A 22,144-nucleotide genomic window follows, 5' to 3' on the forward strand; every position below is an offset into this window, starting at 1 on the left:
GGCGGGGCCGGACCGCGCTCCGCGCGCGATCCGGCCCCGCCGACGTTCTCGTTCCCGCCGCCCGTTCCCGCCGCCCGTTCCCGCCGCCCGGCCCCGCGGGGCCGGGCGGCACGGAGCCGGCCTACGCCTCCGGCGTTCCCGGCTCGGGCGGAGTGTCCTCGTCCGGCTGGGCCGCCGCCTGGGGCGGCGCGGACTCCTCCCCGGCGACCTCCGGCTTGCGCTTCGGCGCCCGGGGGAGCCCGCTGGACGGATCCCGCAGGTACGTCGCGTCACCCGGCTCCGCGGCGGCGGACGGGTCTCGCCGCCTCAGGTACCGCTCGAACTCCCGGGCGATGGCGTCGCCGGACGCCTCGGGCAGGTCGGCGGTGTCCCGCGCCTCCTCCAGCGTCTGGACGTACTCCGCCACCTCGCTGTCCTCGGCCGCCAGTTGGTCCACGCCCAGCTGCCACGCCCGGGCGTCCTCCGGCAGTTCGCCCAGCGGGATCCGGATGTCGATCAGGTCCTCCAGCCGGTTCAGCAGGGCCAGCGTCGCCTTCGGGTTGGGCGGCTGGGACACGTAGTGCGGCACCGCCGCCCACAGCGACACCGCCGGTACCCCCGCGTGCGTGCACGCCTCCTGGAGGATGCCGACGATGCCCGTCGGGCCCTCGTACTTCGTCTCCTCCAGGTCCATCGTCCGGGCCAGGTCCGCGTCCGAGGTGACCCCGCTCACCGGAACCGGCCGCGTGTGCGGCGTGTCCCCGAGCAGTGCCCCCAGGATGACCACCATCTCCACACCCAGCTCGTGGGCGAAGCCGAGGATCTCGTTGCAGAACGACCGCCACCGCATGGACGGTTCGATCCCCCGTACGAGCACCAGGTCGCGCGGCTTCGCGCCGCCGATCCGGACCACCGACAGCCGTGTCGTCGGCCAGGTGATCTTCCGTACCCCGTTGTCCAGCCACACCGTCGGCCGGTTGACCTGGAAATCGTAGTAGTCCTCGGCGTCGAGCGCCGCGAACACCTCGCCCTTCCACTCCCGGTCCAGGTGGGCGACCGCGCCGGAGGCGGCGTCACCCGCGTCGTTCCAGCCCTCGAACGCGGCCACCATGACCGGGTCGATCAGCTCGGGCACGCCCTCAAGCTCGATCACCCAGGTCTCCTTCCGAAGTTCCCTTGCGTACGTGGGTCAGCCTAAGCCTTGAAGGGACATCGGCCACAGCCCACGACGGAGGGGCGGTTCCCCTCGGAACCGCCCCTCTTCCCCACCTGCGCGAGAGCTAAGCCTTGTGGCCCAGCATCTCCTCGACCCGGGCGCGCACGGAGGCGTCGTCCAGACCGCGGACCGTCACCGTCGTGCGCCGGCGCAGCACGTCGTCCACCGTCTGCGCCCACTCGTTGTCGCGGGCGTAGGCGACCTGCGCCCAGATCTCGGGGCCGTCCGGGTGGATGCGCTCGGCCAGCGCCGGGTTCTCGTTGGCGATGCGCGCGATGTCGAACGCGAGCGAGCCGTAGTGCGAGGCCAGGTGGCGCGCGGTCAGCGGGTCCATCCGGGAGCCGGGCTCGCGGTCCACCAGCAGCCGGTGCGCGACCGCGTTCGGGTTGGCGACACCGGGCAGCGGGATCCGGCGCACGAGCGACTTCGCCGGCTCCATGTCCTCGGTCAGCGGGCTGCCCGGGAGCTTCGCCAGCTTGTCCATGACCACGCGGCCGATGTGGCGGTACGTGGTCCACTTGCCGCCGGCCACCGACAGCATGCCGCCGGCGCCCTCGGAGACGACCGTCTCGCGCTTGGCCTTCTCGACGCCGCCGGGGCCGCCGGGCAGCACCCGCAGGCCCGCGAAGGCGTACGTCATCAGCGAGCGGTCCAGGTCCGCGTCCTTCACGGAGAAGGCCGCCTCGTCCAGGATCTGCTGGATGTCGGACTCGGTGGCGCGCACGTCGCCCGGGTCGCCCTCGTACACCTCGTCGGTGGTGCCGAGCAGCAGCTGGTCCTCCCAGGGGAGGGCGAAGGTGATGCGGTACTTGTCGATCGGGGTGGCCATGGCGGCCTTCCACGGCGACTTGCGCTTCATGACGATGTGCGCGCCCTTGGAGAGGCGGATCGACGGCATGGAGTGCTTGTCCTCCATGCGCCGCAGGTGGTCCACCCACGGGCCGGTGGCGTTGAGCACGACGCGCGCGTCGACCCCGAACTCGGTGCCGTCCAGGCGGTCCTTGAGCTCGGCGCCGGAGACCCGGCCGCGCGTGGTGCGCAGTCCGGTGACCTCGGCGTGGTTCAGGACGACCGCACCCGACTCGACGGCCGCGCGGACCGTCATGACGGCGACGCGGGAGTCGTTCATCTGGTGGTCGTAGTAGACCGCGACGGCCTTGAGGTTGTCCGTCTTCAGACCCGGGTTGTCGGCGACGGCGCGGGCCGGCGAGATGACCTTGCCGATGCCGTCGCCGAAGGCCGAGAGGGCGGAGTAGGCGAAGACGCCCGCACCCAGCTTGGCCGCGCCCACCGGACCGCCCTTGTACACGGGGAGGTAGAAGGTGAGCGGGTTGACCAGGTGCGGGGCCACGTCCTTGGCCAGGACCCGGCGCTCGTGGTGGTTCTCGGCCACCAGCTTGACCGCGCCGGTCTGGAGGTAGCGCAAACCGCCGTGGACGAGCTTGGAGGAGGCGGAGGAAGTGGCGCCGGCGAAGTCGCCGGCGTCCACCATGGCGACCCGCAGACCCGACTGCGCGGCGTGCCAGGCCACCGAGGTGCCCAGGATCCCACCGCCGATGACCAGCAGGTCGTACGTGGCCTTGGCCAACTGCTCACGGGTCTCGGCGCGGCTCGGGTTCGAGCCGGCGGTCGGGTGCGTACCCAGGGTGGGAACGCTCTGCAGGGTGCTCATATCCGTTGACTCCTACTTACTCGTCGATTGCGCCGGCCGTACGGTCAGCTGGCGTCTTCGTCGTCGACCCAGCCCATGGACCGCTCGACGGCCTTGAGCCAGCTCTTGTACTCGCGGTCCCGCTGCTCGGCGGGCATGCGCGGGGTCCACTCGGCCGCGCGGCGCCAGTTGGCGCGCAGGGCGTCGGTGTCGGGCCAGAAGCCGACGGCCAGGCCGGCGGCGTAGGCGGCGCCGAGGCAGGTGGTCTCGGCGACCATCGGGCGCACCACGGGGGCGTCCAGGAAGTCCGAGAGCGTCTGCATCAGCAGGTTGTTGGAGGTCATGCCGCCGTCGACCTTGAGGGCGGCGAGCTCGACGCCCGAGTCCTTGGTCATGGCGTCGGTGATCTCGCGGGTCTGCCAGGCGGTGGCCTCCAGGACGGCACGGGCGATGTGCGCCTTGGTGACGTACCGGGTGAGGCCGGTGATCACGCCGCGGGCGTCGGAGCGCCAGTACGGGGCGAACAGGCCGGAGAAGGCCGGCACGAAGTACGCGCCGCCGTTGTCTTCGACGGAGGAGGCCAGGGTCTCGATCTCGGCCGCGGACTTGATCAGGCCCATCTGGTCGCGCATCCACTGGACGAGCGAGCCGGTGACGGCGATGGAGCCCTCCAGCGCGTAGACCGGCTTCTCGTCGCCGATCTTGTAGCCGACCGTGGTCAGCAGGCCGCTGTAGGAGTTGATGATCTTGTCACCGGTGTTCATCAGCATGAACGTGCCGGTGCCGTACGTGGACTTGGCCTCGCCCTCGGCGAAACAGGTCTGGCCGAACAGGGCGGCCTGCTGGTCACCGAGCGCAGAGGCGACGGGGACGCCCGCCAGGACGCCCTCCTTGACCTCGCCGTAGACCTCGGCGGAGGACCGGATCTCCGGGAGGACGTTGAGCGGCACGCCCATGGACTCGGCGATGCGCTCGTCCCACGTGAGGTTGTGCAGGTTCATCAGCATGGTGCGCGAGGCGTTGGTGACGTCGGTGACGTGCACGCCGCCCTGGGCGCCGCCGGTGAGGTTCCAGATGACCCACGAGTCCATGGTGCCGAAGAGGATGTCGCCCGCCTCGGCGCGCTCGCGCAGGCCCTCGACGTTGTCGAGCAGCCAGCGGGCCTTCGGGCCGGCGAAGTAGCTCGCCAGCGGGAGGCCGGTCTCGCGGCGGAAGCGGTCCTGGCCGACGTTGCGGCCGAGCTCCTTGCACAGGGCGTCGGTGCGGGTGTCCTGCCAGACGAGCGCGTTGTGCACGGGCTCGCCGGTGTGGCGGTCCCACATGAGGGTGGTCTCGCGCTGGTTGGTGATGCCCACGGCCTTGACGTCGGCGGAGGTGAAGCCGGGGACGTCCTGGGCGGCCTTGGCGATGGCCCCGGCGACGACCTCCTGGACGTTGGTCCAGATCTCGGTGGCGTCGTGCTCGACCCAGCCCGGCTTCGGGAAGATCTGCTCGTGCTCCTTCTGGTCGACGGCGACGATGCGGCCGTCGCGGTCGAACACGATGCAGCGGGAGGAGGTGGTGCCCTGGTCGATCGCGGCGATGAAGGGGCCGGTGCTGCTGGTCATGTGGCTGCTCCTGGCAGGTCGTGAGTAGGCGGAATCAGGGTGCGGTGCGGATCTTGCGATCGCTGCCGATGCTGATCAGGCGAACGCGATGTTGTACAGACCACCGGCTATGACGGCACCGACGAGCGGGCCGACCACCGGGATCCAGGAGTATCCCCAGTCGGAGCCGCCCTTGTGGGGAAGCGGCAGCAGGGAGTGGACGATGCGCGGGCCGAGGTCGCGGACCGGGTTGATCGCGTAGCCGGTCGGGCCGCCCAGCGAGAGGCCGATGCCGACGACCACGAAGGAGGTGATCAGGACGCCGATGACACCGAGGCCCTTGCCGTCGTCCTGGAGGCCCTGGGTCAGGATGGCCAGGATCAGGACGGCGGTGCCGATGATCTCGGTGGCGAGGTTCTGGACGGTGTTGCGGATCTCGGGGCCCGTGGAGAAGACGCCGAGCACCGGACCGGCCTGGTCGTGCGGGTGCGGGTCCTCGGGGCCGAGCTTCGCGTCGCGGATGTGCTCCGGGTCCGCCAGGTGGGCGCGGAACTGGCCGTAGTACGTGATCCACATCAGGACCGCGCCGATCATCGCGCCGAGGAGCTGTCCGGCGAGGTAGACCGGAACGTCGCCCCAGACGCCGTCCTTGACGGCGATGCCGACGGTGACCGCCGGGTTGAGGTGCGCGCCGGAGAGCGGTGCGGAGACGTATGCGGCGATCAGGACGGCGAAACCCCAGCCGAACGTGATGGCCAGCCAGCCCGCGTTGCGGGCCTTGGAGCTCTTGAGGGTGACGGCGGCGCAGACGCCGCCACCGAGCAGAGTGAGCAGGGCGGTACCGATGGTCTCGCCGATGAAGATGTCGGAGCTGGACACCCGCGACTCCTTTGTCATACGTCCAGGGGTGGGCGGACACCGGGTCCCACCGGTGGTTCCGCGCACTCGGTGAGTGCTGCACCGGCCCTTGGCCTTGCCTCACCCTAACGCGTATTGCCGTTAGGTGTTCGACAATGCCGACCGGTGAACGGCAGTTTTCCGCCCAGGTGAAGATTGCGTCAAGGGGCGGCCAGGCCAAAGTGTCGGATCGTTACCGCTCGGTGGGATCAGCCAAATCCGGCCATCAGATGGTCGGGATAAGGCGAAAAGAAGGCATGAAAAAGCCAGGCCCTGGCTGAGAAGGGCCTGGGAAGGGCTACGCGGGCCCTAGAACCGGCCTGCGCCGAGATCGCGTGAAACAGCGCGCGCACAGTCCCGTACGGACGCGATGAGGGCCGCACGGGGCTCCCCGGCGTCCCCGCAGACCCGCTCCACGGCCCCCGCGACCGCCACCGCGCCCACCGGCATGCGGCGCCGGTTGTGGATGGGGGCCGCCACGGAGGCGATGCCGTCCCAGGTCTCCTCGACGTCGGCGGCCCAGCCGCGGGCCCGGGTCAGGTCCAGGATCTCCTCGAAGCCGGCGCCGTCCGTGACGGTCCGCGGGGTGAACGCCTCGCGCTCCACCTCCACGGCCTGCGTGTGCGCGACCGGGTCGTACGCCGACAGCACCTTGCCCAGCGCGGTCGAGTGCAGCGGCTGCATCGCCCCGACCTCCAGCACCTGACGGCTGTCGTCGGGCCGGAACACGTGGTGCATGATCAGCACCCCGCTCTTGTGCAGCACGCCCACGTACACGCTCTCGCCGCTCGCCCGGGCCAGGTCGTCCGTCCAGACCAGGGCGCGGGCGCGCAGCTCGTGCACGTCGAGGTAGCTGTTGCCCAGGCGCAGCAGCTCCGCGCCCAGCTGGTAGCGGCCGGAGGCCGCGTCCTGCTCCACGAAGCCCTCGGCCTGCAGGGTGCGCAGGATGCCGTGGGCCGTCCCCTTGGCGAGGCCGAGGGACGAGGCCACGTCCGACAGGCCCAGTCGGCGTTCACCGCCGGCCAGGAGCCGCAGCATCGCAGCGGCTCGTTCGAGCGACTGGATGTTCCGTGCCATCGCGCAGCCTCCTGCTGACGTTGCTGTCCATACTGACTGTGTTGATGTGGTTCGACAATGCTGAACAGTATCGGTCGATGCCGACCTCGCGCATGGCCGACCGGGACGCGCGTGTCCCGCGGACCCCCGCACTCCGCCCGGCCCCCGCCACAGAATGCAGTCCGCCACGTGGGACAACCCCACCGGGGCCCGGGGCACACGGTTACCCTGACCGCGTGCACCCTTGACACAGAGGGGGTGCAAAGCCGACAGCCGTCGCATCCCAGGGAGCTCAAGCATGGCCTCGTTGCCGAACCTGCCCGCTGACACCCAGACCCGGGCCGATGCCCTCCGAGAGGCGCTGGCCACCCGCGTGGTGGTCGCGGACGGTGCGATGGGGACGATGCTCCAGGAGCAGGATCCGTCGCTGGAGGACTTCCAGCAGCTGGAGGGCTGTAACGAGGTTCTGAACGCGACGCGTCCGGACATCGTGCGGACGGTCCACGAGGCGTATTTCTCGGTGGGTGTGGACTGCGTCGAGACGAACACGTTCGGTGCGAACTACGCGGCGCTGGCGGAGTACGACATTGCGGAGCGGAACTTCGAGCTGTCTGAGGCGGGTGCGCGGATCGCCCGTGAGGTCGCGGACGAGTTCACCGTGGCGACGGGGCGGCAGCGGTGGGTGCTGGGCTCGATGGGTCCGGGCACCAAGCTGCCGACGCTGGGCCACATCACCTACGCGCAGATCCGTGACGCCTATCAGATCAACGCGGAGGGCCTGATCTCGGGCGGTGCGGACGCGCTGCTGGTGGAGACGACCCAGGACCTGCTGCAGACGAAGTCCTCGGTGATCGGCGCGCACCGGGCGATGGCCGCTCTGGGCGTGTCGGTGCCGCTGATCTGCTCGGTCACGGTGGAGACGACCGGGACGATGCTGCTGGGCTCGGAGATCGGCGCGGCGCTGACGGCGCTGGAGCCGCTGGGCATCGACATGATCGGCCTGAACTGCGCCACCGGTCCCGCGGAGATGAGCGAGCATCTGCGCTACCTGGCGCGCAACGCGCGTATCCCGATCTCCTGCATGCCCAACGCGGGCCTGCCGGTCCTGACGAAGGACGGCGCGCACTACCCGCTGTCGGCCTCGGAGCTGGCGGACGCGCAGGAGACGTTCGTGCGGGAGTACGGGCTGTCGCTGGTCGGCGGCTGCTGCGGCACCACCCCGGAACACCTGCGCCAGGTCGTCGAACGGGTCCGGGGTACGGAGGTCACCGCGCGCAGCCCCCAGCCGGAGCCGGGCGCGGCCTCGCTGTACCAGACGGTGCCGTTCCGGCAGGACACCGCGTACATGGCGATCGGTGAGCGGACGAACGCCAACGGGTCGAAGAAGTTCCGCGACGCGATGCTGGAGGCGCGCTGGGACGACTGTGTGGAGATGGCCCGTGACCAGATCCGCGAGGGCGCCCACATGCTCGACCTGTGCATCGACTACGTCGGCCGCGACGGCGTCGCGGACATGCGGGAGCTGGCCGGGCGGTTCGCCACGGCCTCGACCCTGCCGATCGTCCTGGACTCCACCGAGGTCCCCGTCCTCCAGGCAGGCCTGGAGAAGCTCGGCGGCCGGGCGGTGATCAACTCGGTCAACTACGAGGACGGCGACGGTCCGGAGTCCCGCTTCGCGAAGGTGACCGAGCTGGCGCGGGAGCACGGTGCCGCGCTGATCGCGCTGACCATCGACGAGGAGGGCCAGGCCCGCACCGTCGAGCACAAGGTCGCCATCGCCCAGCGCCTCATCGCCGACCTGACGGGGAACTGGGGCATCCGCGAGTCCGACATCCTCATCGACACCCTGACCTTCACGATCTGCACGGGTCAGGAGGAGTCCCGTAAGGACGGCATCGCCACGATCGAGGCGATCCGCGAGCTGAAGCGCCGCCACCCCGACGTGCAGACGACGCTGGGCCTGTCGAACATCTCCTTCGGCCTGAACCCGGCCGCCCGTGTCCTGCTGAACTCGGTGTTCCTGGACGAGTGCGTCAAGGCGGGCCTGGACTCGGCGATCGTGCACGCCTCGAAGATCCTGCCGATCGCCCGGTTCGACGAGGAGCAGGTCACCACCGCCCTGGACCTGATCTACGACCGGCGTGCCGAGGGTTACGACCCGCTGCAGAAGCTGATGGCGCTCTTCGAGGGCGTCAACACCAAGTCGCTGAAGGCCGGCCGCGCCGAGGAACTCCTCGCCCTGCCCCTCGACGAGCGCCTCCAGCGCCGGATCATCGACGGCGAGAAGAACGGACTGGGCGCCGACCTCGACGAGGCCCTGGAGACCCGGCCCGCCCTGGCCATCGTCAACGACACCCTCCTGGAGGGCATGAAGGTCGTCGGCGAACTCTTCGGCTCCGGCCAGATGCAGCTCCCGTTCGTGCTGCAGTCCGCCGAGGTGATGAAGACGGCGGTGGCCTACCTGGAACCGCACATGGAGAAGACCGACGCGGACGGCAAGGGCACCATCGTCCTGGCCACCGTCCGCGGTGACGTCCACGACATCGGCAAGAACCTCGTCGACATCATCCTGACGAACAACGGCTACAACGTCGTGAACATCGGCATCAAGCAGCCGGTATCGGCGATCCTCGAGGCCGCGGCGGAGCACCGCGCCGACGTGATCGGCATGTCCGGCCTCCTGGTGAAGTCGACCGTGATCATGAAGGAGAACCTCCAGGAGCTGAACCAGCGCAAGCTGGCCGCTGACTACCCGGTCATCCTCGGCGGCGCCGCCCTCACCCGCGCCTACGTCGAGCAGGACCTCCACGAGATCTACGAGGGCGAAGTCCGCTACGCCCGCGACGCCTTCGAGGGCCTGCGCCTCATGGACGCCCTGATCGCCGTGAAGCGCGGCGTCCCCGGCGCGTCCCTGCCCGAGCTCAAGCAGCGCCGCGTCGCCAAGCGGGCCACGCCCGTCCTGGAGGCGGAGGAGCCGGAGGAGCCCGGCGGCCGCTCCGACGTGTCCGTCGACAACCCCGTTCCCACCCCGCCGTTCTGGGGCACCCGCGTCGTCAAGGGCATCCCGCTCAAGGACTACGCCTCCTGGCTCGACGAAGGCGCCCTCTTCAAGGGGCAGTGGGGCCTCAAACAGGCCCGCAACGGCCCCACCTACGAAGAACTCGTCGAAAGCGACGGCCGCCCCCGCCTGCGCGGCCTCCTCGACCGCCTCCACACCGACAACCTCCTCGAAGCCGCCGTCGTCTACGGCTACTTCCCCTGCGTCTCCAAGGGCGAGGACCTCATCCTCCTCGACGAACGCGGCAACGAGCGGACCCGCTTCACCTTCCCGCGCCAGCGCCGCGGCCGCCGCCTGTGCCTCGCCGACTTCTTCCGCCCCGAGGAGTCCGGCGAGATCGACGTGGTCGGCCTCCAGGTCGTCACCGTCGGATCCCGGATCGGCGAGGCCACCGCGAAGCTGTTCGAGGCCGACGCCTACCGCGAGTACCTCGAACTGCACGGCCTGTCCGTCCAGCTCGCCGAGGCCATGGCCGAGTACTGGCACGCCCGCGTCCGCTCCGAGCTCGGATTCGGCGGCGAGGACCCCTCCAAGGTCGAGGACATGTTCGACCTGAAGTACCGCGGCGCCCGCTTCTCGCTGGGCTACGGCGCCTGCCCCGACCTGGAGGACCGGGCGAAGATCGCCGAACTCCTCCAGCCGGAGCGCATCGGCGTCCACCTCTCCGAGGAGTTCCAGCTCCATCCGGAGCAGTCCACCGACGCCATCGTGATTCACCACCCCGAAGCGAAGTATTTCAACGCACGCTGACGCGGGCCGACGTACACTTGTCGGTCCCATACAGGCCGGTCGCCTGTTCCCCCGGGGATGCCCCGCGGGAAGAGGTGACCGGCCTTCTCGTCCCTACTGAGAGGTGTGCGCATGACGAGCACGGTTCCCGCCCCCGTCACCCGTACAGCCGACGGCTCGGCCCTCCAGGCGGTGCTGCTCGACATGGACGGCACCCTCGTCGACACGGAGGGCTTCTGGTGGGAGATCGAAGCCGAGATCTTCCGCGAACTCGGACACCGGCTCGAGGACGCCTGGCGGGACATCGTCGTCGGCGGCCCCATGAGCCGCAGCGCCGCGTTCCTGATCGAGTCCACCGGCGCGGCCATCGAGCTCGCCGAGCTGAGCGTCCTGCTCAACGAGCGTTTCGAGGCCCGCATCGCCGACCGGGTGCCGATCATGCCCGGCGCCGAACGGCTGCTGGCCGAGCTGGCCCAGCACAACGTGCCCACCGCCCTGGTCTCCGCCTCCCACCGCCGGGTCATCGACCAGGTGCTGCTGACCCTCGGCCGTGACCGCTTCACGATGACGGTCGCCGGCGACGAGGTGGCCCGCACCAAGCCGCACCCCGACCCCTACCTGCACGCCGCCGCGGCCCTCGGCGCGCACCCCTCGCGCTGCGCCGTCATCGAGGACACCGTCACCGGCGTGGCCGCCGCGGAGGCCGCCGGCTGCCGGGTCGTCGCGATCCCCTCGGTCGGGCTGATCCCGCCGGCTCCGGGACGTACGGTCGTCCACTCCCTCGAGGACGTGAACCTGGCGTTCCTGCGTTCCCTGATCACCCCGATGAACTGAGCGCACACGGCACCGCACGCTCCGTACCGAACGGAACGCCCGCCAGATGTAGGTCCAACAGAAGGATCTTCCGTCGAAGGCCCCGGAGGCTGAAATTCCACGCCTTCTGGGGTGGTTGCCCGGGTGACGTTGGTCACCCGCCCCGACCCCGGTGAGCATGCCCGAGGGCTCCTGCGGCTTCCCTTGTGTCCGGATTGATCAGCTCCTGACCGAATCTGCGCGGACTTCCACATGAACAGCCAGTCCGCTCCCATCACCGTCCGATTACGCCCCAAGTCCGGCCAGTTCAAGCCATCCCGCCCCGGCCCACTAGTGTCAACGAAGGCACTGCGCCGCACCTCAGCCGTACCGGACACACACCCCTGTGGCGGTACCGCGTGGACCGATCGTCACATCACCGGCCCGATCGTTCCGCCCTGAACGGGCGACCGCCGCGAAGTGCCCTTTACGCCGCTTTGAGCAAGTGCCGGTTACAGGGAGTTCTTCCAGCATGAACCGCAAGACCATGGTGCTGACGGCCGCGGCCGGACTGCTCACGCCCACGCTCGCCGCCTGCGGCAGCGCCAGCGGCGGAGGAGCGGGATCCGGAGCGATCGTCGTCGGGACCACCGACCGGTTCGAGGCCGCCGAGTTCGCCCCCGCCCCGTTCGACCCGGCGTACGCCTACGACGCCGGAGCCTGGAACGTCCTGCGCCAGACCGTCCAGACCCTGATGCACACCCCGCGCGGCGGCGGCCGGCCCGTCCCCGAAGCGGCCTCCGACTGCCGCTTCACCGACACCGGCAACGAGAGCTACCGCTGCACCCTGCGCCCCGGGCTCAAGTTCGCCGGCGGCGACCCGCTCACCGCGAAGGACGTCAAGTTCTCCATCGAGCGGGTCCTCGCCATCAAGGACGAGAACGGCCCGTCCTCGCTGCTCTCCACCATCGACACCGTCGAGGCCAAGGGCGCCGACACCGTCGTCTTCCACCTGAAGACCCCGGACGCGACCTTCCCGTACAAGCTCTCCACACCCGCCGCGGGCATCGTCAGCGCCAAGAGCTACGACGCGAAGAAGCTCCGCGAGGGCTTCACCGTCGACGGCTCCGGCCCGTACACGATGAAGCCCGAGGTCAAGGACAACCACCTCGTCCGCGCGGTCTTCACCAAGAACCCGAACTACAAGGGCGACCTGAAGGTACAGAACGACAAGGTCGAGCTCCGTACCTATCCCGACTCCGCCGGCATGGGCAAGGCCCTCACCGACGGATCCGTCCACATGGTCTCCCGGACCCTGGCACCCGCCCAGATCTCCGAGCTCTCCGCCAAGCCGCCCAAGGGCGTCAAGCTCGTCCCCCTCCCGGGCCTGGAGATCCGCTACCTCGGCTTCAACACCGAGGCACCGGTCGTCAGGGAGAAGGCCGTACGCCAGGCACTCGCCGCCGCCGTCGACCGCAACGCGGTCATCACCAAGGTCTACGGCAAGGCGGCCCAGCCGCTCTACTCGCTGGTCCCCACCACCGTGCCCGGCCACGTCAACTCCTTCTTCACCAAGTACGGCGAGGTCAACACCGCCAAGGCCGCCGGCCTGCTGAAGGAGGCCGGGATCAAGACCCCGGTGAAGCTGACGCTCAACTACACCACCGACCACTACGGTGACGGCACCGCGGCCGAGTTCCAGGCCCTCAAGGCCCAGCTGAACTCCACCGGACTGTTCGACATCACCGTCCAGGGCAGCGACTGGGCCGACTTCCGCCCCGCCCAGAAGAAGGGCGACCACGCCGCCTACGGGCTCGGCTGGTTCCCCGACTACCCGGACGCCGACAACTTCCTCGCCCCGTTCCTGGAGCAGGACAACTTCCTGGGCACGCCGTACGCCAACGCCGCGGTGCGCACCAAACTCATCCCCGAATCCCGCCGGGCGGTCGACCGCAGCGTCGCCCTCCCCGCGATCACGGAGATGCAGGACATCGTCGCCGAGGACGTACCCGTCCTGCCCCTGTGGCAGGGCAAGCAGTACGTCGCCGCACGCGACGGGATCACCGGAGTGGAGTGGTCGGTCAACGCCATCTCCGACCTCCAGCTGTGGGAACTCGGCCGAGGTGTCAGCGGCTGAGACCCGCAGGGAACCGGCAGCGGGAGTCGCAGGCCGGCGCAATGATTCGTCAAGACTGTGAAGGATTCGCGTGATGAGACGTAACCAGTGGTTGGCGGCCCCGCTCGGCGCAGCCACCGCCGCCGCGCTGCTCAGCGGTTGCGGTTCGACCGACGGCTCCAATGCCGGAAGCGGCAAGGGCGTGGTCATGGGGATATCCGACAAGGTGAAGTCGACGGACCCCGCGTCCGGCTACGACCCCGGCTCCTGGCTGCTCTTCAACAACGTCTTCCAGTCGCTGCTGAGCTTCCCCAAGGGCGGCACCACGCCGGAACCCGACGCCGCGCAGGCCTGCGCGTTCGAGGGCGGCGAGAGCAAGGTGTACAAGTGCACCCTGCGCGGCGGCCTGAAGTTCAGCAACGGCAACAGCCTCACCTCCAAGGACGTCAAGTACTCCTTCGAGCGCACCCTGAAGATCAACGACGACAACGGCCCCGCCGTGATGCTCTCGTCGATCGACGGCATCGACGCCCCCGACGACAAGACCGTCGTCTTCCGGCTGAAGACGTCCGACGCGACCTTCCCGAGCAAGATCGCCTCGGGCGCGGGCGCCATCGTCGACCACACCGAGTACCCCGCCGACAAGATCCGCACCGACGGCAAGGCCTTCGGCTCCGGCGTCTACAAGCTGGACTCGATCAACGACAAGAGCGCCGGCTTCTCCGTCAACGAGTCCTACAGCGGCAAGGCCAAGCCGAAGAACTCCGGCGTGACCATGAAGTTCTTCAACGAGGACCAGGCCGCGCTCCGCAAAGTCCTCGAGAGCGGCGACGTCGACTTCGCCTTCCGCGGCCTCGCAGCCAAGGACATCGCCGGCCTCGCCAACAAGACCGGCGACCAGAAGGTCGAGGTCGTCCAGGGCGCCGGCGCCGAGGTGGAGCACCTCGTCTTCAACATGAACGACCCGGTCGCCGGCAAGCTCCCCGTCCGCAAGGCCATCGCCCACCTCATCGACCGCGAAGCGCTCGTCAAGGACGTCTACGACGGCACCGCGATCGCGCTCTACTCGATCGTCCCGGCCGGCATCGCCTCGCACAACACGGCCTTCTTCGACCGCTACGGCGGCAGCCCCCAGCCCGACAAGGCCAAGGCCGTCCTGCGCGCCGCGAACATCAAGGACAAGGTGAAGATCACCCTGTACTCGACGCCCTCGCGCTACGGCCCCTCCACGGACGAGGAGTTCGCGCTCATCGCCAAGCAGCTCAACGACAGCGGACTCTTCGAGGCCGACGTCAAGTCCGTCGAGTACGAGCAGTACGAGAAGGACATCCAGGCCGGCAAGTACGGCGTCTACGTCAAGGGCTGGGTACCGGACTACCCCGACGCCGACAACTTCACGCAGCCGTTCTTCGGGCCCGGCAACGTCCTGCAGAACAACTACGACAACAAGGAGATCACCGGGACCATCATCCCGTCGACCTCCGCGAAGTCCGACCGCGCCGCCGCGAGCACCGACTTCAACCGTCTCCAGGACATCGTCGCCGAGGAGATCCCCCTCCTGCCGCTGTGGCAGGGCAAGCAGTACGCCGTGACCCGCCCCAACGTCACCGGCCTCCAGTGGTCGCTCGACGCCTCCACCGTCTTCCGCTTCTGGGAGATCAGCAAGGGCTGAGCGGCCCCGCCGCCACCCCGCCGGCCGGCCCCCACCGGGCCCGGCCGGGAGCGTACGCACGGCAACGGGCCGGGCCCGGGACCTCCACAGGTCCCGGGCCCGGCCCGTCCGCACATCCGCCGGCCCGCCTACTGGGCGCCCGGGCGCACCAGACCGCTCTCGTACGCGTAGACGGCCGCCTGCACCCGGTCGCGCAGACCCAGCTTCGTCAGCACGTGGCCCACGTGCGTCTTGACCGTCGTCTCGCTCACGAACAGGTCCGCCGCGATCTCCGCGTTCGACAGCCCGCGGGCCACCAGCTTCAACACCTCTACCTCGCGCTCGGTCAGCGTCCCCAGCGTGTCCGGAACACTGTCGTCACCCGACGGCAGGTGACCCGCGTACTTGTCCAGCAGCCGCCGTGTGATGCTCGGCGCGAGCATCGCCTCGCCCGCCGCGACCACCCGGATCGCCTGCACCAGCTCGTTCGCCGGCGCGTCCTTCAGCAGGAACCCGCTCGCCCCCGCGCGCAGCGCCTCCACCACGTACTCGTCCAGGTCGAACGTCGTCAGCACGAGCACCTTCGCCGGACCGTCCCGCCCCGGACCCGTGATCTGCCGCGTCGCCTCCACCCCGTCCATCCGCGGCATCCGGATGTCCATCAGCACCACATCGGGCTGCAGCGCCCGCACCTGGTCCAGCGCCTGGAGACCGTCCCCGGCCTCACCCACCACCGCCAGCCCCTGCTCGGCCTCCAGGATCATCCGGAAGCCGGTGCGCAGCAGTGGCTGGTCGTCGACCAGCAGGACGCGGATCGCCACGGGGGTCTCCCTACGTATTCGTCGGACGGCTTCGGCGGACGCCGCCCATTGTGCCCTGACCGCGCGATCAGCCCTCCGCCGGGCGTACCGCCGCCTCGCCTGGCACCTCCGGCCGCGCACCCGCCGCCTCGCCCGGCACCTCCGGCCGCGCACCCGCCGCCTGCCCCGGCACCTCCGGCCGGGCACCCGGCATCTGCCCCGACGCCTCCGGCCCGGCACCCGGCACCTCCCCGCGACGGGCCGGCGACACCGTCAGCGGATACACCGGGGGAGTCCCCCCGAACTCCGGACACACCGCCCGATGATCACACCAGCCGCACAGCTTCGTCGGCCGCGGACGCCACTCACCCGTCTCCGTCGCCTCCCGGATCGCCTCCCACAGCGCCAGCAGCTTGCGCTCCACCCGCTCCAGATCCGCGACCACCGGGTCGTACGTCAGCACGTCCCCGCTGCCCAGGTACACCAGCTGCAACCGCCGCGGCACCACCCGCTTCAGCCGCCACACCACCAGCGCGTAGAACTTCATCTGGAACAGCGCACCCTCGGAATACTCCGCCCGCGGCGCCTTCCCCGTCTTGTAGTCGACGATCCGCACCTCACCCGACGGCGCGACGTCCACCCGGTCGATGATCCCGCGCAGCCGCAGACCCGAATCCAGCTCCGTCTCCACGAAGAACTCCCGCTCCACCGGCTCCAGCCGCGTCGGGTCCTCCAACGTGAACCACCGCTCCACCAGCGCCTCGGCCTCCGACAGCCACCGCGCCAGCCCCGCCCCCGCGTCATCCGGCGGGAACAGCTCCGTCAGCTCCGGCCTCGCCTCCAGCAACCGCTCCCACTGCCCCGGGATCAACGCCTTCGCCCGCGGCACCGTCCGCTCCGTCGCCGGATCGTCGAAGAGCCGCTCCAGCACCGCGTGGACCAGCGTCCCCCGGGTGGCCGCCGCACTGGGCTTCTCCGGAAGCCTGTCGATCACACGGAACCGGTACAGCAGCGGGCACTGCATGAAATCGCCGGCCCGCGAAGGGGACAGCGACGTGGGTGCCACAGCGCGCGGCGCCGCATCGGCATCGGCTGCGCCTGGCACGGCACCGGAGCTCATCATCATGGACAAAACCCTACGGCCCGCGACCGACAGCGCGCGCATACCATCGACGCCGGGGCCCCGCGCACTGCATGATCGGAGCACCACACCCCACCGAAGCACGACACAAGCCCCACCCGAACCACCGGAAACACGATCCCCCGCCCAACGACCGGGGGAACCCCCAGAACGAAGGACAGCCGTGGCAGACACCGACGAAACCGGCGAGCGCGGAGGACGGCGCTCCGCACCGGGCGGCGGAATCCTCATGGGCCGCCCCTTCGGCGTACCCGTCTACGTCTCGCCCAGCTGGTTCCTCGTCGCCGCCCTCATCACCTGGGTCTTCGGCGACCAGCTCGACCGCATCCTCCCCGACCTCGGACCCGTCCGCTACCTCGTCTCCCTCTTCTTCGCCGTCGCCTTCTACGCCTCGGTCCTCGTCCACGAACTCGCCCACACCGTCGCCGCCCTGCGCTTCAAACTCCCCGTACGCCGCATCCGGCTCCAGTTCTTCGGCGGCGTCTCCGAGATCGAGAAGGAATCCGAGACCCCCGGCCGCGAATTCGTCCTCGCCTTCGTCGGCCCCCTCCTCTCCCTCCTCCTCTCCGGAGCCTTCTACCTCGGCATGAAGGCCGTCGACCCCGCCACCGTCCCCGGCGTCCTCCTCGCCGGCCTCATGATCTCCAACCTGCTCGTCGCCGCCTTCAACCTGCTCCCCGGCCTCCCCCTCGACGGCGGCCGCATGCTCCGCGCCGTGATCTGGGGCATCACCGGCAAACCCATGGCCGGCACCGTTGCCGCCGCCTGGATCGGCCGCGGCCTCGCCGTCGCCGTCCTCCTCGGCCTCCCCCTCCTCACCCACACCGGGATCCTCGGCACCCGCACCGACTCCATCGGCGGCATGGACACCGTCATGGACGCCCTGCTCGCCGCGATCCTCGCCGCCATCATCTGGACCGGAGCCGGCAACAGCCTCCGCATGGCCCGCCTGCGCGAACACCTCCCCGGCCTGCGCGCCCGCACCCTCACCCGCCGCGCCATCCCCGTCGAGAACGCCACCCCCCTCTCCGAAGCCCTCCGCCGGGCCAACGAAGCCGGCGCCCGCGCCCTCGTCGTCGTCGACGGACAGGGCGACCCCACAGCCATCGTCCGCGAGAGCGCCATCGCCTCCGTCCCCGAACACCGCCGCCCCTGGATCGCCGTCAGCACCCTCGCCCAGGACCTCACCGACGGCATGAAGGTCTCCGCCGAGCTGGGCGGCGAAGAACTCCTCGACCACCTCCGCTCCACCCCCGCCACCGAATACCTCGTCCTCGAAACCGGCGGCGAGATCTACGGCGTCCTGTCCACCCTCGACGTCGAGAAGGCCTTCGTGAAGGCCATGGCACGGCCCCAGTCCTGAAGCCAATACACTGGTCACATGTCCGAACCGACCGGTGCCGCCCGCCGACGCGGGCCCTTCGAGGTCGGGGACCAGGTTCAGCTCACCGACCCCAAGGGCCGCCACTACACGTTCACGCTCGAAGCCGGGAAGAATTTCCACACCCACAAGGGTTCCTTCCCGCACGACGAGCTGATCGGTGCTCCCGAGGGCAGTGTTGTCCGTACCACGGGCAACGTCGCGTACCTCGCGCTGCGTCCCCTGCTCCCCGACTATGTCCTGTCCATGCCCCGCGGTGCCGCCGTGGTCTACCCCAAGGACGCGGGCCAGATCCTGGCCTTCGCCGACATCTTCCCCGGCGCCCGCGTCGTCGAGGCGGGCGTCGGATCCGGCTCCCTGAGCAGCTTCCTGCTGCGCGCCATCGGCGACCAGGGCATGCTCCACAGCTACGAGCGCCGCCCGGACTTCGCCGAGATCGCCACCGCCAACGTCGAGCGGTACTTCGGCGGCCCCCACCCCGCGTGGCAGCTGACCGTGGGCGACCTCCAGGACAACCTGTCCGACACGGACGTCGACCGCGTCATCCTCGACATGCTCGCCCCCTGGGAGTGCCTGGAGGCCGTCTCCAAGGCCCTGGTCCCCGGCGGCATCCTGTGCTGCTACGTCGCCACCACCACCCAGCTCTCCCGCACCGTCGAGTCCATCCGCGAGTTCGGCTGCTACGCCGAGCCGCAGCCGTGGGAATCGATGATCCGCAACTGGCACGTGGAGGGCCTCGCGGTCCGCCCTGACCACCGGATGATCGGCCACACCGGCTTCCTCGTCACCGCCCGCCGCCTCGCGGACGGAGTCGAGCCGCCCATGCGCCGCCGCCGCCCCGCCAAGGGCGCGTACGGCGACGACTACGACGGCCCCGGCAGCGACCGGTCCGCCTGACCCCTGCCGCCGCGGCCGACCGACCGGCCGCACCGCACGCCCAACACAAAGGCGCTGCGGCGCAGTTCCCCCGACGATCCGGGAACTGCGCCACAGCGCCTTTTCGTTGTCATGTACGTCGGCCCAGCCGGCCCGGACCCAGCCGTTCCGCCGCCGTGTGAGGTATGGCACGATGCTGGCTCCCCGTCACCCTTCGCACAGGAGACACCCCGCGTGCTGCTGCACAGCCCCACCGAGCCGGCGCCGACCGCGGACACCCTCGCGCACAGCGGCACCAAACCTGCCCACTGGCTCGCCACGGCCACCGCCGTCGCCGCCGTCATAGCCGCCGCGGGACTCGTCCAGCCCGCCGCCGGCGCCCCCGCGGCCGCCCCGCCCGCCCCAGCCGCCAACGGGCCGCAAGCCGCCGCCCCCGCCGTCACCGCGGTAGCCCCCGACGCCTCGGCCGTCACCTACCCGCTCGACTGCAAGGGCGCCCCCCAGGCCGTCACCGCCACCGCCCAGGGCGACCTCGACGGCGACGGCCGCCCCGAAACCGTGGCGGCCGTCCGCTGCGACGCGGGCTCCGGCACCCCGCCCCACGCCCTCTACGTCCTCATCCGGGACCCCGCCGGCGACGCACACCCCCGCATCGTCGCCACCCTCCTCGACACCGACCGGCGCCAGACCGCCACCGACCTCACCGTGAGCGACGGCGCCGTCACCGCCACCCTCCTCGGCTACTCCTCGCCGGAGGTCCCGCGCTACAGCCCGGACGTCAAGAAGCTCGCCAAGTGGCGCTGGAGCGGCGGAAAATTCCGCCAGGAGCTGACGGACCCGACCGCCAAGAGTGTTTGAAGCGTCACTCGGCGTCGGGGCCGAAGACTTCCACCCTGTCCGAAACGCGCCTTACGTGAATGCAGTCACCCGGACATTCCTTCGCCGAGTCCACCACGTCCTGGAGCAGCGTCAACGGAACCGGAGTCGTCGCCCCCGCGTCCTGCAGCAGCTCGTCCTCCCCGCTCTTCACGTACGCCAGACCATCGATGTCCAGCTCGAACACCTCCGGCGCGTACTGCACGCAGATGCCGTCCCCGGTGCAGAGGTCCTGGTCGATCCAGACCTCAAGGGGCTCTCCGGCCTCGCCGACGCCACCCGTCGGAGCCTCCTGCTGCACGGTCATATCTCCTGCCGTTCCCTGCGCTGAGTGATCCATCCCGGTCACAACGCGCGACAAGTCGCGCGGGCTCTGACGGGTGTTGAACACTTCGACCTTACAACCGGGCGCATCCCGAGTTTGATGGGTGGGTATTTCCTTGGCGTGAGGGAGTACGCAAGGGTGAAGATCGGACACACCCCTACCGTCTTTGTGATCTAGGGGTTTCAATCACCACCAGCCCAGGTAGGGTCAGGAAGCGTCCAGCTCCCCTTGGAGGAGGTGAGGACCGTGGCAGCCCACGACGACGACATCAACCGCGGCATCCGGCCCGGGCGAGGGTCTGAGGACCCCGCCGGCCAGGTTGCCTTTCTCGAGCAGGAAATCGCCGTCCTGCGACGTAAGCTCGCCGACTCTCCGCGACACACGAGGATTCTCGAAGAGCGGATCATCGAGCTACAGACAAATCTGGCCGGCGTCTCCGCTCAGAATGAACGACTCGCAAACACGCTCCGCGAGGCCCGCGACCAGATCGTGGCCCTCAAAGAAGAAGTCGACCGGCTCGCACAGCCGCCGGCCGGCTTCGGTGTCTTCCTGCAGGCCAACGAGGACGGCACCGTCGACATCTTCACCGGCGGCCGAAAGCTCCGCGTGAACGTCAGCCCCAGCGTCGAACCGGAAGAGCTCCGGCGCGGCCAGGAGGTCATGCTCAACGAGGCCCTCAACGTGGTCGAGGCCATGGCATACGAGCGGGCCGGGGACATCGTCACCCTCAAGGAGATCCTCGAGGACGGCGAGCGCGCCCTGGTGGTCGGGCACACCGACGAGGAAAGGGTGGTGAGGCTCGCCGAGCCGCTCCTGGACATCACCATCCGCCCCGGCGACGCCCTCCTGCTCGAACCCCGCTCCGGCTACGTCTACGAGGTCGTCCCCAAGAGCGAGGTCGAGGAACTCGTCCTCGAAGAGGTCCCCGACATCGACTACGACAAGATCGGCGGCCTGGGCGACCAGATCGAACTGATCCGCGACGCGGTCGAGCTCCCGTACCTCCACCCCGACCTCTTCAAGGAACACGAACTGCGGCCCCCCAAGGGCATCCTGCTCTACGGACCGCCCGGCTGCGGCAAGACGCTCATCGCCAAGGCCGTCGCCAACTCCCTTGCCAAGAAGGTCGCCGAGGTCACCGGCCAGCCCGCCGGAAAGTCCTACTTCCTCAACATCAAGGGCCCCGAACTCCTCAACAAGTACGTCGGCGAGACCGAGCGGCACATCCGCCTCGTCTTCCAGCGTGCCCGCGAGAAAGCCAGCGAGGGCACCCCCGTCATCGTCTTCTTCGACGAGATGGAATCCCTCTTCCGCACCCGCGGATCCGGAGTCAGCTCGGACGTGGAGAACACCATCGTCCCCCAGCTGCTCGCCGAGATCGACGGCGTGGAAGGCCTGGAGAACGTCATCGTCATCGGCGCCTCCAACCGCGAGGACATGATCGACCCGGCCATCCTGCGCCCCGGCCGCCTCGACGTGAAGATCAAGATCGAGCGTCCGGACGCCCAGGCGGCCAAGGACATCTTCGCGAAGTACCTCAAGGCCTCGCTGCCCCTGCACCCGGACGACCTGTCCGAGCACCAGGGCTCGACCGCCGGCACCGTCCACAGCATGATCCAGACCGTCGTCGAGCAGATGTACGCCGAAACCGAGGAGAACCGCTTCCTCGAGGTCACGTACGCCAACGGCGACAAGGAAGTCCTCTACTTCAAGGACTTCAACTCGGGCGCGATGATCCAGAACATCGTGGACCGTGCGAAGAAGATGGCCATCAAGGACTTCCTCGAGCACAACCAGAAGGGCCTCCGCGTCGCCCACCTCCTCCAGGCTTGCGTGGACGAGTTCAAGGAGAACGAGGACCTGCCCAACACCACCAACCCCGACGACTGGGCCCGAATCTCCGGAAAGAAGGGCGAGCGGATCGTATTCATCCGCACGCTCGTCACCGGAAAGCAAGGCGCGGACACCGGACGCTCCATCGACACGGTGGCAAACACCGGTCAGTACCTCTGAC

General features: G+C 69.6%; 16 protein-coding genes. 8 read left to right on the plus strand and 8 right to left on the minus strand.

Features of this window, described 5'->3' with window-relative positions; all coding sequences use genetic code 11:
• Positions 1–121 precede the first annotated feature (121 nt).
• From OTB16_RS23545 to OTB16_RS23565, 5 genes are all read right to left on the minus strand, one after another.
• Positions 122–1,132 (minus strand): PAC2 family protein, encoded by a 1,011-nt coding sequence (locus OTB16_RS23545; RefSeq protein WP_267722622.1) that lies wholly within the window; start codon positions 1,130–1,132, stop codon positions 122–124.
• Positions 1,133–1,259: 127 nt separating this feature from the next.
• Positions 1,260–2,867 (minus strand): glycerol-3-phosphate dehydrogenase/oxidase, encoded by a 1,608-nt coding sequence (locus OTB16_RS23550; protein ID WP_267722624.1) that lies wholly within the window; start codon positions 2,865–2,867, stop codon positions 1,260–1,262.
• Positions 2,868–2,911: 44 nt separating this feature from the next.
• Positions 2,912–4,453 carry a glycerol kinase GlpK gene (gene glpK, locus OTB16_RS23555; protein WP_267722626.1) on the minus strand — a complete coding sequence of 514 codons (1,542 nt, stop codon included), beginning with the start codon at positions 4,451–4,453 and terminating at the stop codon, positions 2,912–2,914.
• A 75-nt stretch (positions 4,454–4,528) separates the two neighbouring features.
• Positions 4,529–5,311, minus strand: coding sequence for an MIP/aquaporin family protein (locus OTB16_RS23560; protein WP_267722628.1), 783 nt, complete (start codon positions 5,309–5,311; stop codon positions 4,529–4,531).
• A gap of 327 nt (positions 5,312–5,638) precedes the next feature.
• Positions 5,639–6,406, minus strand: a complete 768-nt coding sequence (locus tag OTB16_RS23565) for an IclR family transcriptional regulator (RefSeq protein WP_267722629.1) — start codon at positions 6,404–6,406, stop codon at positions 5,639–5,641.
• A gap of 277 nt (positions 6,407–6,683) precedes the next feature.
• On the opposite strand from OTB16_RS23565, the gene metH reads away from it, so the two are divergent.
• The 4 genes from metH to OTB16_RS23585 all read left to right on the plus strand — a co-directional run bounded on the left by metH (position 6,684) and on the right by OTB16_RS23585 (position 14,752).
• Complete coding sequence (gene metH, locus OTB16_RS23570; RefSeq protein WP_267722630.1) at positions 6,684–10,193, plus strand: methionine synthase; 3,510 nt, start codon at positions 6,684–6,686, stop codon at positions 10,191–10,193.
• 111 nt (positions 10,194–10,304) lie between these two features.
• Positions 10,305–11,006 carry an HAD family hydrolase gene (locus OTB16_RS23575; RefSeq protein ID WP_267722632.1) on the plus strand — a complete coding sequence of 234 codons (702 nt, stop codon included), beginning with the start codon at positions 10,305–10,307 and terminating at the stop codon, positions 11,004–11,006.
• A gap of 490 nt (positions 11,007–11,496) precedes the next feature.
• Positions 11,497–13,101 (plus strand): ABC transporter substrate-binding protein, encoded by a 1,605-nt coding sequence (locus OTB16_RS23580; RefSeq protein WP_267722633.1) that lies wholly within the window; start codon positions 11,497–11,499, stop codon positions 13,099–13,101.
• Between the two features lie 73 nt (positions 13,102–13,174).
• A complete protein-coding gene (locus OTB16_RS23585; protein WP_267722635.1) occupies positions 13,175–14,752 on the plus strand; it encodes an ABC transporter substrate-binding protein in 1,578 nt (525 codons plus the stop codon).
• Positions 14,753–14,880: 128 nt separating this feature from the next.
• On the opposite strand, the gene OTB16_RS23590 is transcribed toward OTB16_RS23585, so the two are convergent.
• Together OTB16_RS23590 and OTB16_RS23595 are read right to left on the minus strand one after the other, a co-directional pair.
• Positions 14,881–15,552 (minus strand): response regulator, encoded by a 672-nt coding sequence (locus OTB16_RS23590; protein WP_267722636.1) that lies wholly within the window; start codon positions 15,550–15,552, stop codon positions 14,881–14,883.
• 67 nt (positions 15,553–15,619) lie between these two features.
• Positions 15,620–16,651, minus strand: coding sequence for a RecB family exonuclease (locus OTB16_RS23595; RefSeq protein WP_420717784.1), 1,032 nt, complete (start codon positions 16,649–16,651; stop codon positions 15,620–15,622).
• Between OTB16_RS23595 and OTB16_RS23600 the strand changes: the two genes are divergently transcribed.
• From OTB16_RS23600 to OTB16_RS23610, 3 genes are all read left to right on the plus strand, one after another.
• Positions 16,554–18,035, plus strand: a complete 1,482-nt coding sequence (locus OTB16_RS23600; RefSeq protein ID WP_267722637.1) for a site-2 protease family protein — start codon at positions 16,554–16,556, stop codon at positions 18,033–18,035. The two genes, OTB16_RS23595 and OTB16_RS23600, sit on opposite strands and share 98 nt — an antisense overlap.
• 18 nt (positions 18,036–18,053) lie before the next feature.
• The gene (locus tag OTB16_RS23605; RefSeq protein ID WP_267722638.1) at positions 18,054–18,950 is read left to right on the plus strand and encodes a tRNA (adenine-N1)-methyltransferase; all 897 of its coding nucleotides are present in this window, start codon (positions 18,054–18,056) and stop codon (positions 18,948–18,950) included.
• A 216-nt stretch (positions 18,951–19,166) separates the two neighbouring features.
• Positions 19,167–19,787, plus strand: coding sequence for a hypothetical protein (locus OTB16_RS23610; protein ID WP_267722759.1), 621 nt, complete (start codon positions 19,167–19,169; stop codon positions 19,785–19,787).
• A gap of 4 nt (positions 19,788–19,791) precedes the next feature.
• On the opposite strand, the gene OTB16_RS23615 is transcribed toward OTB16_RS23610, so the two are convergent.
• The gene (locus OTB16_RS23615; RefSeq protein WP_267722639.1) at positions 19,792–20,112 is read right to left on the minus strand and encodes a ferredoxin; all 321 of its coding nucleotides are present in this window, start codon (positions 20,110–20,112) and stop codon (positions 19,792–19,794) included.
• Between the two features lie 264 nt (positions 20,113–20,376).
• Between OTB16_RS23615 and arc the strand changes: the two genes are divergently transcribed.
• Entirely contained in the window at positions 20,377–22,143 is a 1,767-nt protein-coding gene (gene arc / locus OTB16_RS23620) for a proteasome ATPase (RefSeq protein ID WP_267722641.1), read from the plus strand.
• Position 22,144 lies beyond the last annotated feature (1 nt).

It is taken from the genome of Streptomyces antarcticus, assembly GCF_026627255.1.
GTDB lineage: Bacteria > Actinomycetota > Actinomycetes > Streptomycetales > Streptomycetaceae > Streptomyces > Streptomyces antarcticus.